General features: G+C 41.4%; 12 protein-coding genes. 5 read left to right on the top strand and 7 right to left on the bottom strand.

The window, feature by feature from the left end:
• Positions 1-103 precede the first annotated feature (103 nt).
• On the bottom strand, positions 104-1,375 hold the full coding sequence (locus HMPREF1505_RS02150) for an NAD(P)/FAD-dependent oxidoreductase (RefSeq protein WP_036921777.1): 1,272 nt from the start codon (positions 1,373-1,375) through the stop codon (positions 104-106).
• A gap of 109 nt (positions 1,376-1,484) precedes the next feature.
• Positions 1,485-2,726, bottom strand: coding sequence for a pitrilysin family protein (locus HMPREF1505_RS02145; RefSeq protein ID WP_036921986.1), 1,242 nt, complete (start codon positions 2,724-2,726; stop codon positions 1,485-1,487).
• Positions 2,727-2,867: 141 nt separating this feature from the next.
• Here HMPREF1505_RS02145 and HMPREF1505_RS02140 point away from each other — a divergent pair, with 141 nt between their 5' ends.
• The 5 genes from HMPREF1505_RS02140 (at position 2,868) to HMPREF1505_RS02120 (ending at position 9,714) form a co-directional block, all read left to right on the top strand.
• Positions 2,868-3,806 carry a carbohydrate kinase gene (locus tag HMPREF1505_RS02140; protein ID WP_036921774.1) on the top strand — a complete coding sequence of 313 codons (939 nt, stop codon included), beginning with the start codon at positions 2,868-2,870 and terminating at the stop codon, positions 3,804-3,806.
• 83 nt (positions 3,807-3,889) lie between these two features.
• Positions 3,890-5,080: an FprA family A-type flavoprotein gene (locus HMPREF1505_RS02135; protein WP_036921771.1), complete on the top strand. Its 1,191-nt coding sequence runs from the start codon at positions 3,890-3,892 to the stop codon at positions 5,078-5,080.
• 1 nt (position 5,081) lies between these two features.
• The gene (locus tag HMPREF1505_RS02130) at positions 5,082-5,594 is read left to right on the top strand and encodes a TIGR00730 family Rossman fold protein (protein ID WP_036921768.1); all 513 of its coding nucleotides are present in this window, start codon (positions 5,082-5,084) and stop codon (positions 5,592-5,594) included.
• A 389-nt stretch (positions 5,595-5,983) separates the two neighbouring features.
• Positions 5,984-8,014, top strand: coding sequence for a family 16 glycosylhydrolase (locus HMPREF1505_RS02125; RefSeq protein WP_036921765.1), 2,031 nt, complete (start codon positions 5,984-5,986; stop codon positions 8,012-8,014).
• 545 nt (positions 8,015-8,559) lie between these two features.
• Complete coding sequence (locus HMPREF1505_RS02120; protein ID WP_036921764.1) at positions 8,560-9,714, top strand: TlpA disulfide reductase family protein; 1,155 nt, start codon at positions 8,560-8,562, stop codon at positions 9,712-9,714.
• Positions 9,715-10,353: 639 nt separating this feature from the next.
• On the opposite strand, the gene ispF is transcribed toward HMPREF1505_RS02120, so the two are convergent.
• The 5 genes from ispF to tsf all read right to left on the bottom strand — a co-directional run bounded on the left by ispF (position 10,354) and on the right by tsf (position 17,834).
• Entirely contained in the window at positions 10,354-10,857 is a 504-nt protein-coding gene (gene ispF / locus HMPREF1505_RS02115) for a 2-C-methyl-D-erythritol 2,4-cyclodiphosphate synthase (protein WP_036921761.1), read from the bottom strand.
• 189 nt (positions 10,858-11,046) lie between these two features.
• A complete protein-coding gene (porV, locus tag HMPREF1505_RS02110; protein ID WP_036921758.1) occupies positions 11,047-12,213 on the bottom strand; it encodes a type IX secretion system outer membrane channel protein PorV in 1,167 nt (388 codons plus the stop codon).
• Positions 12,214-12,273: 60 nt separating this feature from the next.
• A complete protein-coding gene (gene porU / locus HMPREF1505_RS02105) occupies positions 12,274-15,846 on the bottom strand; it encodes a type IX secretion system sortase PorU (protein WP_036921984.1) in 3,573 nt (1,190 codons plus the stop codon).
• A gap of 162 nt (positions 15,847-16,008) precedes the next feature.
• Positions 16,009-16,626 (bottom strand): fumarylacetoacetate hydrolase family protein, encoded by a 618-nt coding sequence (locus HMPREF1505_RS02100; protein WP_036921755.1) that lies wholly within the window; start codon positions 16,624-16,626, stop codon positions 16,009-16,011.
• Between the two features lie 209 nt (positions 16,627-16,835).
• A complete protein-coding gene (gene tsf / locus HMPREF1505_RS02095) occupies positions 16,836-17,834 on the bottom strand; it encodes a translation elongation factor Ts (protein WP_036921752.1) in 999 nt (332 codons plus the stop codon).

The following is a 17,834-nucleotide window of genomic DNA, read 5'->3' as shown; positions in this document are numbered from 1 at the left end:
AGTCTATTTTGTGAATAAAAAGAACTTCCCCTATTGATCGAATAGCTACGAATCAATAGGGGAAAGGAATACATTTAGTTCTCAAGAGTAGGGAACTGAATATTTATTTTGCCTTCAAAATCAAACGGAGGCTTTGCTTATAATTAATATAGTTCCATACCCAGTTGAGCAGAATAAACGTCTTATTCTTTACACCAAGGATAGAGCGAAGGTGAACAACGAGCCACAATGCCCAAGCAGGGAAACCTCCAAACTTCTTTCCAGAGATTTCGGCTACGGCATGGTTACGACCAATAGTTGCCATTACACCGAGATTTTTGTATTTGAAAGGCTTTAGTTCTTTCCCTTTCGACATTGCTTTAAAGTTCTTTGCTACTGTCTTTGCTTGCTGCATAGCAACCTGCGCTAACTGTGGATGACCGAGTGGATATTCCTCATCACCCTCGACAAGACTCACATCACCAATAGCATAGACATCTTTTACACCTTTCACACGACAAAAACGATCAGTTAAGAACCTACCAGCATGCCCAATACTCTCTGCAGGAAAACCCTCGACGGTGTTTGCACAGATTCCACTCACCCAGATAACGGTCTGTGTAGGAATCTCTAAGCCAGCACTGGTTTTCAGAATACCATCTTTGTATTCTGTAGCAAACTGAGGCTGACGGATATGAACATGCAACTCCTTTAAATCACGTTCTGCTCGCTTTGATGATACTGGGTCCATAGCCGAAAGCAAGCGATCAACAGCATTTACAAGGTAGATATGCATCTGTGAAGAGTCAAGGTCGGGGTAATCACGAGCAATGATGTTCTTCTTCATTTCTGCCACAGCACCTGCAATCTCTACACCTGAAGCACCACCACCAACAACGACAATATTCATTAAAGCTTGTTTGCGTGCTGGGTCTTCTTCTGTTAGAGCAAGTTCAAGATTACGCAGAATAGTGTTACGAAGTCTCATAGCCTCACTAACCGATTTCATCGGGAGGGTCGTTGCTTCGATATCCTTATTACCAAAGAAATTTGTCTTTGCGCCAAACGCCATTACAAGATAGTCGTAATCTATCTCACCTACAGTCGTATTGATTATCTTTTTATCCGTATTCACCGACTCTACCTTTGCCATACGGAAGAAAAAGTCCTTTTTACCTTGGAAGAGTCGACGGAAAGGAAAAGAGATACTACTTGGTTCAAGACCACCCGAAGCCACCTGATAAATCAATGGAGGGAACTGGTGATAGTTATTCTTATCTATTAATACTACTTGATAGTCATCGTCTACTAATTTGAAGGCCAATTCCAAACCTCCTAATCCACCACCAACAATAACGATTCTCTTTTTGTCAGTGTGTTCAATGTTTGCTTTCATTATCCTGCTTTTATTTATGTTTGTTTTCTTTTATATGTCTGTTTCCTTTTCTTTTTTACAGAGAAAATCGTGCCAGAGGTATTCTTTGCTAAGGGAAAAGTTATTCCGTTTATATATAAATCAGTTTTGTAAGTCGTTCTTCTGGGAAGAGTTCCCGTGCAACAGCTTGCACCTCTTCAGCAGTGATAGCGTCAATATTGCGATAAAGTGCTGATATATCTTTCTTCCAACCATAGTGAAGAAAACCTTTACCGAAGTCTAAAGCAAGGTTCTCTCGGTTGTCACAAGCTATGCCTATCTGTCCTTTAATCTGCTGTTTAGCTACAGATAATTCGTCATCTGTTAATGGAATGTCGATGAAATGGTCAAGTTCTGCACGTACAAGGCGCATACATTCGTCCAAATCATCTGCGTCGCAGCCAAAGTAAATGCTCCAAATACCCGTTAAAGAATAGCTCACCATAGAGCTTTCTACCGTATAAACGAGTCCACGACGTTCGCGAAGTGCAAGATTCAACCGGGCACTCATACCGGGTCCACCTAAGATATTATTAAGTAGATAAAGTGCCATACGTCTTTTATCATGTATGCTATAGGCACGATTACCAATCATTACGTGGGCTTGGTGAGTATGCTTATCAATCTTAACAGTCTGTGGCTGGTATTCACTCAGCGCAGGAAGTGGGGTTTCTAATGGCTTTTCTGTTTCATCCTTTATTCTTACCTTTGATTGATTTTCCTTCTCTAAAAGGCTGAGTAGATTATCAAAATCTACATCACCATAGGCAAAAAACACCGAATTCATCGGTTGGTAGTGCTTCTGAGTGAAACGAAGTGCATCCTCGGTAGTAAACTTCCTGACACGCTCTGCCGTACCAAGGATACTATGTCCTAAAGGATGTCCACGGAAGATGATATTTTCAAACTCATCATATATCAACTCTGCTGGGCTATCGTTATAAGACTCGATTTCATCGCAAATAACTTCTACCTCCTTGTTAATCTCTTTTTGTGGATAAATACTGTGAAAAACAATATCCGTCAGTAGGTCTATCGCCCTCGGAAGATGGTCCTTCAGAATAGCTGAATAATAAACCGTATCGGTCTTGGTGGTGAAAGCATTGAGATCGCCTCCTACTTGCTCAAGACATTGAATAACATCAATTGCTGTTCGGCGAGTAGTTCCTTTGAAGGTAACATGTTCGCAGAAATGAGCAATACCCTCCTCGTCAGGTAGTTCGTTAGCTGTCCCGACGTTGAGTTGATACCCACAATAGACCACTGGTGAGGTCGTTGAAAGGGCTATGATGCGCAGTCCATTCTCTAAGACTGCAGTCTGATATCTTGTCATAGGGTGCAAAATTAAGAAAAAAGAATGAAAACTAATAGACTTTAATAGACAAAGAAAAAAGAACTCGATTCATTTTGTGTTCCGCCTAAATTTCTGTATATTTGCACAACTAAAGCGAGAAACAACATAATTCACAATAAAATGCGGAAAGTTATAGGTATCGGTGAAACCGTCTTAGACATCATCTTTAAGGATAATAAACCAGTTGAGGCAGTTCCGGGTGGTTCTACCTTTAACGCCATTACGTCGTTAGGACGCTGCGGAGTCAACACATCGTTTATCTCTGAGGCGGGTAATGATCATGTTGGAAAATATATTATCGACTTCTTGAAGGACAATGGTGTGAATGCTGATAACATTTCAACCTTCCCTGATTCTAAGTCACCTGTATCACTCGCTTTCCTTAATGAGAAGAATGACGCTGAGTATATCTTCTATAAAGATCACCCACACGTTCAATTAGATTTCACATTCCCTGATATACAGCCCGATGATATTGTGCTTTTTAGTTCCTTCTATGCGGTGAATCCGGTGATTCGTCCGCAGGTGGTAGGACTACTTGATTATGCACGTTCACGTGGTGCAATCATCTACTACGATGTTAACTTCCGTCCTGCACATAAGGATGATGTTATTAAGATTACCCCTAATCTGATAGAAAATCTTGATTATGCGGATATCGTACGTGGTAGTTTGGAGGATTTCGCAACGATTTATAAAAAAGAAGATGCCGATAAGGTATATAATGCGGAGATTTCTTTTTATTGCAAGCAGTTTATCTATACCCAGGGAAGTCAGCCTGTTGAAGTACGCAGCGGTAAGGAACTGAAGAAGTCATATCCAGTTCTCGACACGAATGTTGTCAGTACAATCGGAGCTGGTGACAACTTTAATGCAGGCTTCATCTTCGGTATGTTGAAACATGGTATCACTCGTGCCGACCTCGAAAGAGGACTGACAGAAGAGCAATGGGACAAACTTATCAACTATGCCTTGGCGTTCTCTGCAGACTGCTGCAAGGACATCTTCAACTATGTAAGCAAGGACTTTGGTGAGAAAATGAAGGAGGGGGCTTTGTAATAAGCCTTATTAGCCTAATAAGCCTAATTGGCCTAATAAGCCCAATAAGCTAACAAAAGAAACTACATAAATTCAAAAATAAAATGATAGAAATTGCCAATAAAGTTTATTACGTAGGAGTTAACGATCGTAATAAGAACCTTTTTGAAGGATTATGGCCACTGCCTTATGGTGTTACCTACAATTCTTATCTCATTGATGATGAGAAGGTTTGCCTTATTGATACAGTAGAAGTAGACTTCTTTACACAGTTTATTGAGAGACTTCGTGAGGTGTTGGGTGACCGACAGATTGATTACTTAGTCATCAACCACATGGAGCCTGACCACTCTGGTTCAATAGGTTTGCTGCGTAAATATTATCCTAATATCCAAGTTATCGGTAACAAGAAAACCTTTGATATGATGTCAGGATTCTATGGTGTCAAGGATAATACGTTAGAGGTTAAGAATGGTGAGGAGTTGAGCTTAGGTAATCATACCCTACAGTTCTTTATGACTCCAATGGTTCACTGGCCAGAAACGATGATGACACTCTGCAAAGGTGAGGTCAGCCACCTCTTTACAGGCGATGCATTCGGTTGTTTTGGTGCATTAAATGGCGGTCTCATCGATCAAGAGATTGATACTGATTGGTGTTGGTTAGAGATGGTTCGCTACTATTCTAACATCGTTGGAAAGTACGGAACACCTGTTCAGAACGCATTGAAGAAGCTTGCGGGTATTCATATCGATTATATCTGCTCTACTCACGGACCAGTATGGCACAAGTATGTTGATAAAGTTATCGGACTTTATGACCGTATGTCTAAGTATGAAACTGAGCCTGGTTTGGTGATTTGCTATGGTACAATGTATGGCAATACAGAGCGTATGGCAGAACAAATTGCACGTTCAGCATCGCTTGCTGGTGTGAAGAATATTCGTTTGTACAACGTTTCTAAGACACACCACAGCTATATTCTCCAAGACGTCTTCCGCTTCCGTGGCTTGATAGTTGGTGCTCCTACTTATAATGCAGGACTCTATCACGAGATGGATGTACTCTTGCAGGAGGTTGCTAATCGCGATATCAAGAACCATCTTATTGGTTGGTTTGGTTCTTACTCTTGGGCTTCAAAGGCTGTTGCTGCCATTGGCGAATGGAATGAGAACCATCTCCACTTTGAAAAAGTGGGTGAGCCAGTAGAGATGAAGCAGGCACTGACACCTGAAATAAAGGAAGAGTGCAATCGCTTAGGACGCGAAATGGCTGCAAAACTTTTAGAAGAATAAAATGAATATAGCAGTATTTTGTTCTGCAAATAATAACATTGCTTCCGACTACTTCCGTGCTGCGGAAGAGTTGGGACGATGGATTGGAGAGAACGGACATACGCTCGTTTATGGTGGAGCCAACAGTGGATTGATGGAGTGTATTGGTAAAGCTGTACACGAAGCTGGTGGACGTACTATCGGGGTTATCCCTCGTATCTTAGAGGAAGGACGTAGAGTTAGCGACTATGTAGATGTAGAGATTCCTTGTGAGGACCTTACTGATCGCAAGGCAATCATCATGGAACGCTCTGATGAGTTCTATGCTTTACCAGGTGGTATTGGAACAATTGATGAAATTTTCACTGTTGCAGCCTCTGCTTCTATTGGTTATCATCATAAGAAGGTTACCTTAGTCAACGTGAAGGGCTTTTGGGATAGTCTTATTGCCCTGCTAAATGACCAACAAGAAAAAGGTATGATGCGTGGTAGACTCCATGATTATATAGAGATTAAGAATATAGACGACTTTTAACCCGAATCTCTAAGTTTGCAATTCATGGAGCAAATTTAGAGATTTGTCTTTAATACGTAACTATTTTTCAAAGGATTATTTCGTTGAGACGCATTGAGATAAAAAAGAAACATAAATAAACAATAGACGTGTTCATTTCATATTCTTCAACAAAAAATGAATACGTTTACAATACCTTACAGTTATTTTGCACTCTACCTGAGCCACAAAGCATGTAAATATGCGGTAAATAGTGTAATTTTGCAGCCGAAGGTTAGCTAATGATCAGATTCAAGAATTATAACAGGATAGCTTTACAAGATGTTTTAGTATCCCTGTTTAATATCAAGCTACCTTTATCTAATTAAATAACATGAGTGGCATAAGGCTACTTTTAAAACAAAATCAACATGAAAACAACAGGACTAATACTTTGTGGATTGTGTTTAGGCTTCTCTAACCTATCTGCACAAGTAACACAGAACGCCGTACCGTCCATGGCTGGTTGGAATTACTATGGTGGCGATGAGTTTAATGGAAACAAGATTGACGAATCTAAATGGGGCGTCTATGGTGATCCAAAGTATAATTACAAGTTTGATGATTACGGTAATACAGAAGGGCAGGGAGGTGTTCAGTATTATCGTGCCGATATGGTTAAGGTAAAGAATGGTGTGGCATATATTACTGCTTCACGTGAACCTCTTTTAACAGGACGTCGTCCTGACGCTAAAAAAGACCCTGCTGGGACCGATTACAGCGTAAAGGTACAACCACCTTTTAAGCCTAAACATGACTTTGGTAAATACGGTTGGTGGTCTGGTGCACTCTCCAGTCGTAATGCTAACGGAGCAGACTTGGTGAAAGCTAAAGGGTTAGAACATGGAACTTACTACCCTCTTTACTCACGTATAGAGGTGAAGGCTAAGATTCCATATGAGTTCGGAACTTGGATGGCACTATGGCTCCGTCACTGTAATGGAGCAAGTACATTTGAGATTGATTTACAAGAGTTCTTTGTTAATGAGGACAGAAAAGATGCAATGAAAGAGAAAGGCTTTTATCTGCATCAAACTACCCATGGAATGGACTACGATGCCGGTTGGAAAAACGGATACCCCAATAATACTTATAACCATAATGACTATGGAGATCGTGTAAGGGAAATAGACTTCGACCCAGGAAAAGATTTCCATGTTTATGGCGCACAGATTGACCCAGAGCCAGGTGATCCAATGCACTTAGCCGTAACTTTCCTCTTAGATGGAAGAGTTAGATCCGTTTTCCGTACAAAGGATGATCGATATAAATCAAAAAACTCGAAGTATCCATATCGTTATAATGCACTCTTAGCACAAAACCTTTCAAAGTATGGAGAGGACCGTGTTTGGGACGTTGCTATCACAGGACAAGTAGGTGGTAAGGCATGGAAGGCTAATACAGAAATACTACCAAGTATGTATCCATATGAAGGATTTGGTGGTACTCTCTACCCGGAATTAAACCCGAAGTATGGAGGTGATATTAATAAGGTCCCTAAGGAGTTCGTTACAGAAATTGACTGGTTGCGCGTTTTTAAACGAGCAAATGAATTACTATGGATTGGAAACTTACCAGAATATAGACAGAATCAGAAGATAAGTCTTGAACTTGCTAAAGAGAAGTTTACTAACATAAAGCCTGGTGATCAGTTGGTAATGGACCTTGAGGTCTGTGACCCTAATCAAAAAGCAAGTCTTGATATCTTTAATAAAAGTGGAAAAGCTATCACAACGCTTAAGCCAGAGCTTGCTAAGAATGACGCACAGGTAACTTTCGTTGTGACAGAAGCACTTAGTAAGTTACTAAAGAGTGAAGGCTGTGTACTGCAAGGTGAGAACATCCGTTTATACACTATTTGTCATTCATCAAAGAAGGATGCTATATGGAGTGGCTTCAAAGAAATCCAGTGGGGTGAAACAATTATCCCAGCAGAGTTGTTTGCGAATTTAGGAGAAGGACAAAAACTTGAGTTTGTGGTGAGAGATGTTAATCCAGGAGGAAAGATTTTCTTACGCCAGAATAAAAAGAATCCTACTGATTCAAAAAGACCTAAGTTCTCGTTTAGCGCACAATATGGTAGTATTATCAACTTGGATAGTGGAAAAGATGAAAAGACCTATAGTCTTGACCTCGAACCTAAGGTTATCGAAGAGTTAAAACAGAATGGCTTGGTGGTAACTGGACAGGGGTACTACTTGCGTAGTGTTAACATTATAGGTGCGAGTCATACGTCAAATAACACTGTTACAGGTATTGCTATAGACAAGATAGACTCCGCGAATCAAAATGATGGTACTGTCTATTCTATCAATGGAATGAAAGTAAGAGATGCGAACGATAAAGGGAAATTAAATCCAGGAATCTACATTATTAATGGTAAGAAGGTTCTGGTAAAATAAATTAGTAGATAACAAAACTACGAGTAAGGTATCTATAACATGGAGCTATGGATTATCTTGCTACGTTAGAAAAGTATTCTGAAACCCTGATGTTATACATCAAATAGGCTGTTACATTGTAATTACCAAATGTTGATAATATCGTGAAAGAGGGTAGATGAATACAAAAATATAAGGGGCTTGTATCAATGTTATCATTTGATACAAGCCCTTTTTGTATCCAATTATTTATAAAGGTACTTGGTTCATAAGTGTTACTCTTATTTGATTAATCTCGATGAAATCGATAAATTTTTATCAAAAAGAGATGAAATAATAGTCTGTTCAGCCCTCTATGCACATATATCTCAGCGTTTCTTTAAAAAGTAGATTTGGGTTTAAGATACGGCTATAAGTAATCAATGTTATCTCTTTTTAGTGGCTGGAGGAAGTTTTGTTTAAGTATAGTGAATTTGATAATATTTGACGATATTTGCTTTGCAGTTTTATCATTTTACGTTACCTTTGCAAGGAAGATAAGATAAAAACGTAATATCTATTAAACAATGAAGCATAAAATCGGAAACATTTTGGCGGCAGGCTTTGCGATTGTTGGACTCGCTGCACTGGCAAGTTGTGCGGGAGAAAAGTTCCATGTGACAGGTTCTATTGCAAATGCCAAGGACTCTTTACTCTATTTTGAGCATAACGGACTTAATGGATTTTCTACTGTTGACTCTGTTAAACTCGATGAAAAGGGCGATTTTTCGTTCTCAGGTGATAAGGTGGATAATCCAGAGTTCTATCGACTTCGCATTGCTGGACAGATTATCAATATTGGTATTGATTCTACAGAGACAGTCGATGTGAAGGCTACTTATCCGCAGATGGCTACCGATTATAGTGTGAAGGGTTCCTATGAGAATGAGAAAATCAAGGAATTGGCACTGAAGCAAATTGACTTACAAGCACGTTGCCAGTCTATTCTTGCAGAACGTCCTGATCTTGCTGATTCAATTATCACAGTATTGATGAGCGACTATAAGCAGGATGTATCACGCAACTATATCTTCAAGGAGCCAATGCGTGCCTATAGCTATTTTGCTTTGTTCCAGTATATTGTAATAGGTAATCAAGCACATTTGATATTTGATCCATCAAGAGACGTAGCTGACAATAAGGTGTTCGGTGCTGTTGCAACCAGTTGGGATACTTATTATCCGGGTTCAGAGCGTACGCAGAATCTCCATAATATCACGATTAAGGGTATGAAGGATGAGCGCATTGTGAAGGCACAGAATAAGCCAGTGGAGATAGAAGCTAAGGAATTAGGTGTTGTCGACCTTCCATTACGTGACAACCGTGGTGTAGAACGCCATCTTACTGATTTGAAAGGTAAGGTTGTTCTACTCGACTTCCATGTCTTTGCTGCAAAGGGTTCTACAGAATACATTATGCAACTGCGCGAACTTTACAATAAGTACCATGACCGCGGATTAGAAATCTATATGGTTTCATTAGACGATAATGCTCATTTCTGGAAAGAGCAGGTGGCTAATCTGCCATGGATTAATGTCTATGATGATACCGGTATCAGTCAAGCTTATACAGCTCCTGCACAGACGGTTCCAATCATCTATCTCATTGATAGAGGTAACAATATTGTGAAGAACCCATCACAGATTAAGAATCTTGAGCAGGAGATTGAGCGTTTGTTATAAGAATCAGACATGAATCTTCTATGAGCTAAGCTGAGAATACTTTGGCATAAAGAAATTAGGTTATTGATATAGAATCTCTATCTCAATAACCTAATTTCTTTTTTATTTAGTTTGCTGTCACTTTTAACACTTCTCGTAACCTCTTGTTAAGTAATCATATGCAAGAGTTAATGGATTGACAGCAACTTTTATTTCATGTTTTTACACGTCACACACTAACCTCTAAAGCTGTTAGTATCCCCAGTACGCTTGGTCAATGGTTGTCTCTACACTTTTACAAGCTTTTTCTTATTCCGAACTTGTGTATATAATGCTCTTAGATCTAAGTATGAATTGCCTCTATCATATTAACGTTTCGTCTGGTGCGAGGTGTTCGCACCATTGGTGTTTACCATCCGTACCATATGTGCTGGGCACCCGCATCATAATAGAAAAGGGTGTTATAATAAAAAAATGCCGTTATAATTAGAAGTTAAAAGCTCTATCTTGATTGATTTGGGTTTTAAAAAAAAGGCTGAAACCCAATGAAGGATTTCAGCCTTTAGTCTTTATTATCAATGAGAGATGATAGTATGATTAGGTGTTTATGTCTTTTCCTATAGGATGAGGATAATGCTAAAATACTATGCTTCAATTATCTCATGCCTTCATAATCATACAAACTGCGTATGCAGCCATACCATCTTCACGACCAACGAAGCCCATGCGCTCGGAAGTGGTAGCCTTGATAGATACGGCGTCGATGTCACAACCGATGATATCAGACAGACATTTGCACATAGCAGGGATATGTGGGTTTATCTTTGGACGCTCGGCACATACCGTAGCATCGATGTTTCCTACTCGATAACCCTTTGTAGCCAAGAGGTCAATGGTCTTGCGAAGAATGACCTTTGAGTCCATATCGAGTGTGTCAGCAGAGGTGTCGGGGAAATGATAACCAATATCGCGCATATTAGCAGCACCGAGTAGGGCATCACAGATAGCGTGAATGAGTACGTCAGCATCACTGTGTCCAAGGAGTCCAAGGGTATGCTCAATTTTGATACCACCTAAATATAGGTCGCGTCCTTCAACAAGTTTGTGTACGTCGTATCCCATTCCGACACGGAAAGATGGGATGGATAGGGTAGAATTGGTCATATTCTTATATAAGGAGAACCTTCCTGTTACCCTGCAAAGGAGGGGATGTCTATACAAATAGATAAGCAGAAGGTTGATTGAGAGTTAATGCTAAATAATTAATGAATAAGATAAGAAGCGGATAACTAAGTCTGCTCTAATAGTTTCCCATTAGGTTCTCTCCTCCTTCGGAGGGGCTGGGGGAGGTCTTTACCTCCTCTTAAACAAATCTTTTATACCATCCATGTCAAATGATAAAGAGAAACGGAGGGTCTGATCAAGTGGGTTGTTCTTAGCTGTTGCAATAACATATCCGGCATCCAGTGAGAAGACATTCATCTTGAAGCCTGCACCGACAGTGAAGTACTTGCGGTTACCTTTGTTTTCGCTTTCGTGGTGGTAACCAGCACGGAGTGAGAACTTATCATTATAAGTATATTCAGCACCTAAGCTCCACTGAATCTCCTGTAACTCTTCAGAAGCACCATTAGGTGCATCACCGAAGCTCTTGAAGATACCAGAGATAGAAGATACGTCATAGTATTCCTTCTGAAGACGGTTATCATAGTCTACCTGTGTTTCATCAGCCTTGCGCTTTGGATAGGTAGGAACTAATAACTTATTAGCATCAGCAGCAATGGTAAAACGGTTGAATTCATCGATAGGAATCATCAACGAGGCACCTAAACGAAGGTTGGTTGGGATGAACTCAGAGCGATTATCACCACCGAAGGTAATCTTTGAACCGATGTTTGATATATTCATACCTAAGCCCAACTGGCACTCACGCTCACCGATATTGATATAGTTCTGATAATAGCAAGACAAGTCGGCTGCAAAGGCAGAACCTGGCGCGGTATCATCGGTATAGTTATAGGTAAGGTCAGAGTATATCCAACGTACAGCCGCACCTAATGAGAAATGCTCACTCAACATCAGAGAGTAGGCTACGTCCATTGACATCTCATAAGGGTTAATGGTCATGTTTGATCCGTCAGTCATCTGTACTTCACCCAAAGAGAAGTAGCGCATAGAAGCTGAGACTGCACTGTAATCACCGATACGATAGTAACCAGCAAGATAAGCCAAGTCGATATCACTCACCAACTGGCGAAGCCAAGGAGTGTAGTTTAGTGAAACACCCGCACGAGAAATATTAAAAGGATATTTTGCAGGGTTCCAATACTGTGAGTTCACATCTGGGTCGGTAGCTACACCAACGTCACCCATACCTGCAGCACGTGCATCAGGAGCGATTGTCTGTGAGGTAACTGATGCTTTGACTGGATTAAAAATGTCTTTCTTATCCTGAGCGAAAACGGTAGATGAAGCAAATACCGTCAGTGAGAGGATGGCTATACGAAGCTTATTTATCATTCTATTTTAATTGGATTGCTTATTAAATGTTGCTATATGGATTGAAACGTTCTTTCTGTGTTATTTATTGTCTAAGATAATCAGTTTCTTAGCTTTCGATACATTTGTAGCACCATTGCTGCTGAGGCGTACTCGATAGAGATAAACGCCGGTTTGAAGTCTTCCAGCATTCTCAACAGTAAGGTCCCAGTTGGCTGTAATGGCATTGCCCGATGCAACACCAGTCTCACTACGGTGCCATAGGAGGCGGCCGCTCATATCGAATACTTCAATGTCAATATCGACATCTGAACCGATATAGTTGTGCGTAACAATGAATGTCGTCTCTGTCGTGGCAGGATTCTTAGAGGCATTGATACTATAGATTTCTGGCGCCAGTCCCTTTACAACCTTGAACTGTAATGTAACGGTTGAAGGGTTGTTCTGTATGTCCCATGCACGGAACTGCAGAGTGTGTGGTCCCTCGGAAAGCTCTGGCAGGCTAAAGCCCGTTGTTCCTGATGTATAGCTACCGAAGTCATATCGGAAGTTATCATTCAGAATATAGGTCTGCGTCAACTTGCCGTCGATGGTCAACTGCATGTCATGTCCGATACCATTACCAGAAGCGTTGATACCATCTTTATCCGTTATTTGTGCAAAGAAGTAAGGAGTACTATTGACCTCACCACCATTGACAAAAGAAGGAGAATTGAGATAAGCATAGATTGATGGACCAATAGAGTCGTTGTATACAATCTCTGAACCATCAATCGTGAAGCCATCTTCATGTCCTTGTGCCATGAGGGTATGGTTGTCGTTAATGGCAGATAGGTTCATCAAGCCTGTTCCTGCTGCATAGTTGATGTCACGTGGTACGGCGAAGGTGAATGTAAACTCACCATTCTTGATACTGTCTGTACCATTGTAAAGTACTTTCTGTCGATCGTAATATTGGAACGCACTTGCGGATGTATCCTCTTGCTTCTTACAGGTAATAAGTTTTTTTGTGTCACGTACGGTAGCAGTGAGTAGTCCCTTGAAGTCACCTTGCTTACTACCATTCTTTGCAATGTAACCTTTGACAGTTACAACGGAGCCACCTTTGAGTACAACAGAACCTGTCGTACTTGGCGTTTGTCCATTGATTGTCTCCACTTTTACCTCTAATGTTGGGAGGTTCAGTGAGAGAGCTGGGTCGCCTAATAAAGCATATTGCAGTTTATTTGGTGTGAGGTCGCTGTTAGAATTAATCAACTCACATTTAGCTAAACGCTGTGCTTCGCCCAATGTGGTTGGTTTACCATTTGTAAAGCTAAGTACATGCTTGAGGAAGGCGGTATTGATTGCCTTGTTATAATAAGCATATACCGTACGAGTAGTACCCCAGAAAGCAACAGAGCCACCCTTCTTGTTTAGCATTGCTGCTTCACCGATAGTTGGGATAGTACCATCGTATGGCATAATATCACAACTGGCAGTAATCCAAAGCGGTAGATTAGTGTTGGTAAAGTTGGCAAAGTCGTTGAGGCGGAGTACTGCTTCATGAGAGATCTGGTCTTCCTTTCCGTGACCAGCATAATCCATGATAAGTGCACCTTGTGCCTGTTGCTGCTTGATAAGAGCACTTACCTCAGGGTAGGTGTTACCAGTTGCAGACGATACACGGGTGTAAGCATCCCACATCACCTTCTTTACTTGATAGTCAGGATAGGTCGACATAATGGCTTCTGCGGTCTCATTGACATCGTGCATGTGGAGATTATTGTTTCCATCATCACCCATGAACATGATAACATTCTCCCAACTTCCGCCATTCTTGTTCTCAGCATAGCCGATTGTCTTATCGACTAATACCTTTGCATCTGATATCTCTGTCACAGGAAAGCGCCCAACTCCAAGGTCTTCTTTGTCGCGTCTTAACAAGTCTCCACCTTCTCCATCATCCATCAACGTAAACCATCCATCATTGACATAGCAGTCGGTCTCGCTGAATGAGTTTTCACTCTCGTAGGCAAGAAGATAGTCATCAGGGTTAAGGTTACGACAAGCACTGGTAACCATACGGTTGTCCCATACGCAGTCGCCAAAGAGTAGGAGCGACTGTGGAAGATTGTTACTGGTAGCACGGTCGTAAAGCATCTTCATATAACGGCGGTAAGCCATTGCATCAGGTGTCCCACTGGAGAATTCATTATAGAGTTCGTCTGCTGGGACAATACGCACAGAAATATTATCGTGTGTACGATGGAAGTCGGCTAAGCGTTCTGCCTGGGCTAATAACTTCTGACTTGTAGGGATGATAATCACCATGTTGACTGGTTCGTCAGCATGATGGTCTTGATTGGTTATGTTGTAAACATACTCTGGGGCAGGGAAAGAAGCCTTCAAAGAAGGTGCTGGCGCAGGAGTAGGGTAGGTCATGATGAGATAGTCAAGACGTGCTGGACCACCAGATAGGGTTGTCAGTTTGATGCTATCAACTGCATGGAGGGTATTGAGGGTATAGGTTCTTACTTCTTCATATCCTTTGTCAAAGGATTCTTGTGGTGTGACTCTTATGTCGCCAAGATATTGACCATTTGCTTCTACCTTTACAACTGAAGTGTAAGTACCTGTTGTTACGGCTACCGTTAGTTTTGCACTTGTAGCACGTGCTTTGTTTGGCAAGGTGAACACCTTACCTTCGTTCAGTTTTAATGGAGTCTCTTCAAAGAGGTTTTGACCTCCGTGATACCAACTGAAATTATCAATCTCATGCAGACTATGATAGTCGCCTGCTGATGGATAGAAACTATTGAGGAAGGTTGTGCTATCTGAAACTGTTGCAGGAGCACTGTTGTTGTCTTCTGTTAGGAAGTAATAACCATAGTTAGAATAAGGGTTGCGGATTCTCTTTACCGATGTGTTGCTTTCCCAGCTAACAGGTCCACGTGCATAGAAGAGCCGTCTACCATTACTATTATAGGTTGGTACCTCTTTTAAATCATCAAATGAAGTGATGTCGTCAGCTGTAAGAACCTCCTTCTGCAAGTTTCCACCATAGCCATAGATTTTGACTTTGTCAATATTAGAGAAGCCGGCACGACGGATTAGATCATTGGTCAACTGATAGACACCATTAGCAGGAACACGTATCTTTGCCCACTTACCACTTGCAAGAACGGAATGTGCAGCGTAGCGATTTGAGACAGTAGATACCGATATGCCACCGGTACGAGTCTCAACACCTTTTGTCTTCTTCGTCGTTGTCTTCTTAGGACGAGATGTAAGCGCTATCATGAAACTGACGAGGAACTGCTTCTTTCCATTGCGCTGAACGATAGGCATTAGAGATATCTCTAATACACCACGCTTACGTTCCACAGTCATCTGCTGATGTATCTCTGGTAATGCAGGAGGGACAACACTTGTCAATGCATTGTAGCGTTCAACGTCTGCCTTGCTCATGTCCATAAACTCAGGATAGCGTATCTCCAATTCATAGGTAGAATCAGCGTACTGTTCACCAACAGGGATAGCATAACGGAAATGTGGCAATAGCGAGTCTATTGTCACATCTTGAACCGTTAGGTTGAAAAATCTTTGCTGTTGAGCTGATAGTTTTATGCAACCCAACAGAAGTATAAGGCAGAGTATTGCTGAACGTTTCATTAACAGCTTGTTGATTCCTTTCGTCATTTTATTGATGTATTCCTTCTTAAGTCTTTTTGTCAGTTATTCCCTCTGTTCGGTTGATTATTTGACTTCCTTAATTGGAGAGTATAGAAATCTATGTTGTAATCGTTTAGAAGTCTTTCACTTACTCTCTTTAGTTTACTTGCAATTAAAGTCGAGAACCTTTCTCTCTTCAATGTATCCTTCCATATGGTCATTGATATGTACAGGTCCACAACCTGATGGACAGCCTGTATAGATGATGTCGCCAGTCTTGAGGGTAAAGTAGCGACTAATGTAACTGATGATTTCATCTACTTTATATAGCATGTCAGTTGTACATCCTTCCTGAACCGTCTGTCCATTGATATCAAGGTGGAAGCGGAGTCGTTGTACATCAAGGAATTTATCCTTTGATACCCATTCGCCTAAAGCAGCCGAACCATCAAATCCTTTGCAGAGGTCCCATGGTAGTCCTTGCGCTCTTAGTTTTTGTTGTAATTCGCGAGCTGTGAAGTCAATACCAACTGTCACAGCATCGTAGTATCTATGAGCGAAGCGCTGTGAGATGGTCTTCCCCAATCGACAGATACGTACCACGAGTTCCGTTTCATATTCAATCCTTCCCAAGTCATCGGGAATGAAGAAAGGCTTTTTATCTTTCAGTAGGGCAGAGTCTGCCTTAGTGAAGATAACAGGTCCTTCCTTTGTAGATAACGTTTCGTTTAGCGATTTATTATGTTCGGCATAATTCATGCCGACTGCAAAGATTTTCATTGTTGGTAGTTTTAGGAAATTATTGGGCTTATTAGCCCAATTAGCCCAATTAGCCCAATTAGCCTTATTAGCCCAATTAGTCTTATTAGCCCAATTAGTCTTATTAGCCCAATTAGTCTAATAAGCCCTAACTTCTAATAAAAGAGAGTTGCAGGAACCTAATGGCTATCCTGCAACTCCCATATCTTTCTTCTAATGAAGCTCTGTGATTACTCTGCAGCGAGAGTGAAGCGCTTGTAAGCAACAATCTTAAGATCCTTGCTCTGAGCCTTAAGCCACTCGCTAACGCTCTGCTTGTCGCCATCACCAAACTGGAACTCCTGGTCAACGAGACAGTTCTCCTTGAAGAACTTGTTCAAACGACCCTTAGCGATGTTCTGAATCATATCCTCGTTGAGGTTTGCAGCCTTCTCAGCAGCAACAGTGTTGCGAATCTCGATAGCCTTGTCAGCCTCCTCACGTGTCAACCAACCCTTCTTGATGTTAGACTCGATGTGGTCTTCACTGTCAACGAGGTTAGCGTTGATACCTGCCTTCTTGATAGCAGCAACAACAGCCTTCTCAATCTGCTCTTCCTTAGTCTTCTCAACAGCAACCTTGAACTCCTCGTCCTTAACAGACTGTGGAATAGATGCCTCGTCAAGCGCTACAGGCTTCATAGCTGCAACCTGCATAGCTACCTTGTGACCAGCATCCTCATTGTTCTCATTGAGCTGAACGATAGTTGCGAGAGTGTGCTTGTTCATGTGGTCATAAACATACAAGTTCTCACCCTCAAGGAAGTTGTAGCCGTCGAGCTCCATCTTCTCACCTGTAACACCAGAGCGCTGCTGAACTGCAGCAGCAGCATCCTCGCCATTAGCGAGCTTAAGTGCCTTAACCTCATCAAGGCTCTTGCATTTGTTAGCAACAGCAGCGTCCAAAATCTCCTGAACGAGGGCAATGAAGTCCTGACCATTAGCAACGAAGTCTGTCTCACACTTGATAGCAACCATAGCAGCAAAGCCATCTACCTGCTTAACGAGTACACAACCGTTTGATGTCTCACGGTCAGAACGCTTAGCAGCGATAGCCAAACCACGCTCACGAATCAATTCCTTTGCTTTTTCGTAATCGCCTTCAGCCTCTGTGAGTGCCTTCTTTACGTCAGCCAGACCTGCGCCAGTCATAGCGCGGAGCTTCTTGATATCTTCAATAGATACAGCCAT

This window comes from Prevotella sp. ICM33 (assembly GCF_000517825.1).
GTDB lineage: Bacteria > Bacteroidota > Bacteroidia > Bacteroidales > Bacteroidaceae > Prevotella > Prevotella melaninogenica.
This window is presented reverse-complemented; position numbering and strand designations above follow the sequence as displayed.

Bases quoted from the DNA above. Each gene is read 5' to 3' on its own strand.
- HMPREF1505_RS02150 (WP_036921777.1), bottom strand. From the start codon at position 1,375: ATGAAAGCAAACATTGAACACACTGACAAAAAGAGAATCGTTATTGTT.
- HMPREF1505_RS02145 (WP_036921986.1), bottom strand. From the start codon at position 2,726: ATGACAAGATATCAGACTGCAGTCTTAGAGAATGGACTGCGCATCATA.
- HMPREF1505_RS02140 (WP_036921774.1), top strand. From the start codon at position 2,868: ATGCGGAAAGTTATAGGTATCGGTGAAACCGTCTTAGACATCATCTTT.
- HMPREF1505_RS02135 (WP_036921771.1), top strand. From the start codon at position 3,890: ATGATAGAAATTGCCAATAAAGTTTATTACGTAGGAGTTAACGATCGT.
- HMPREF1505_RS02130 (WP_036921768.1), top strand. From the start codon at position 5,082: ATGAATATAGCAGTATTTTGTTCTGCAAATAATAACATTGCTTCCGAC.
- HMPREF1505_RS02125 (WP_036921765.1), top strand. From the start codon at position 5,984: ATGAAAACAACAGGACTAATACTTTGTGGATTGTGTTTAGGCTTCTCT.
- HMPREF1505_RS02120 (WP_036921764.1), top strand. From the start codon at position 8,560: ATGAAGCATAAAATCGGAAACATTTTGGCGGCAGGCTTTGCGATTGTT.
- ispF (WP_036921761.1), bottom strand. From the start codon at position 10,857: ATGACCAATTCTACCCTATCCATCCCATCTTTCCGTGTCGGAATGGGA.
- porV (WP_036921758.1), bottom strand. From the start codon at position 12,213: ATGATAAATAAGCTTCGTATAGCCATCCTCTCACTGACGGTATTTGCT.
- porU (WP_036921984.1), bottom strand. From the start codon at position 15,846: ATGAAACGTTCAGCAATACTCTGCCTTATACTTCTGTTGGGTTGCATA.
- HMPREF1505_RS02100 (WP_036921755.1), bottom strand. From the start codon at position 16,626: ATGAAAATCTTTGCAGTCGGCATGAATTATGCCGAACATAATAAATCG.
- tsf (WP_036921752.1), bottom strand. From the start codon at position 17,834: ATGGCTGTATCTATTGAAGATATCAAGAAGCTCCGCGCTATGACTGGC.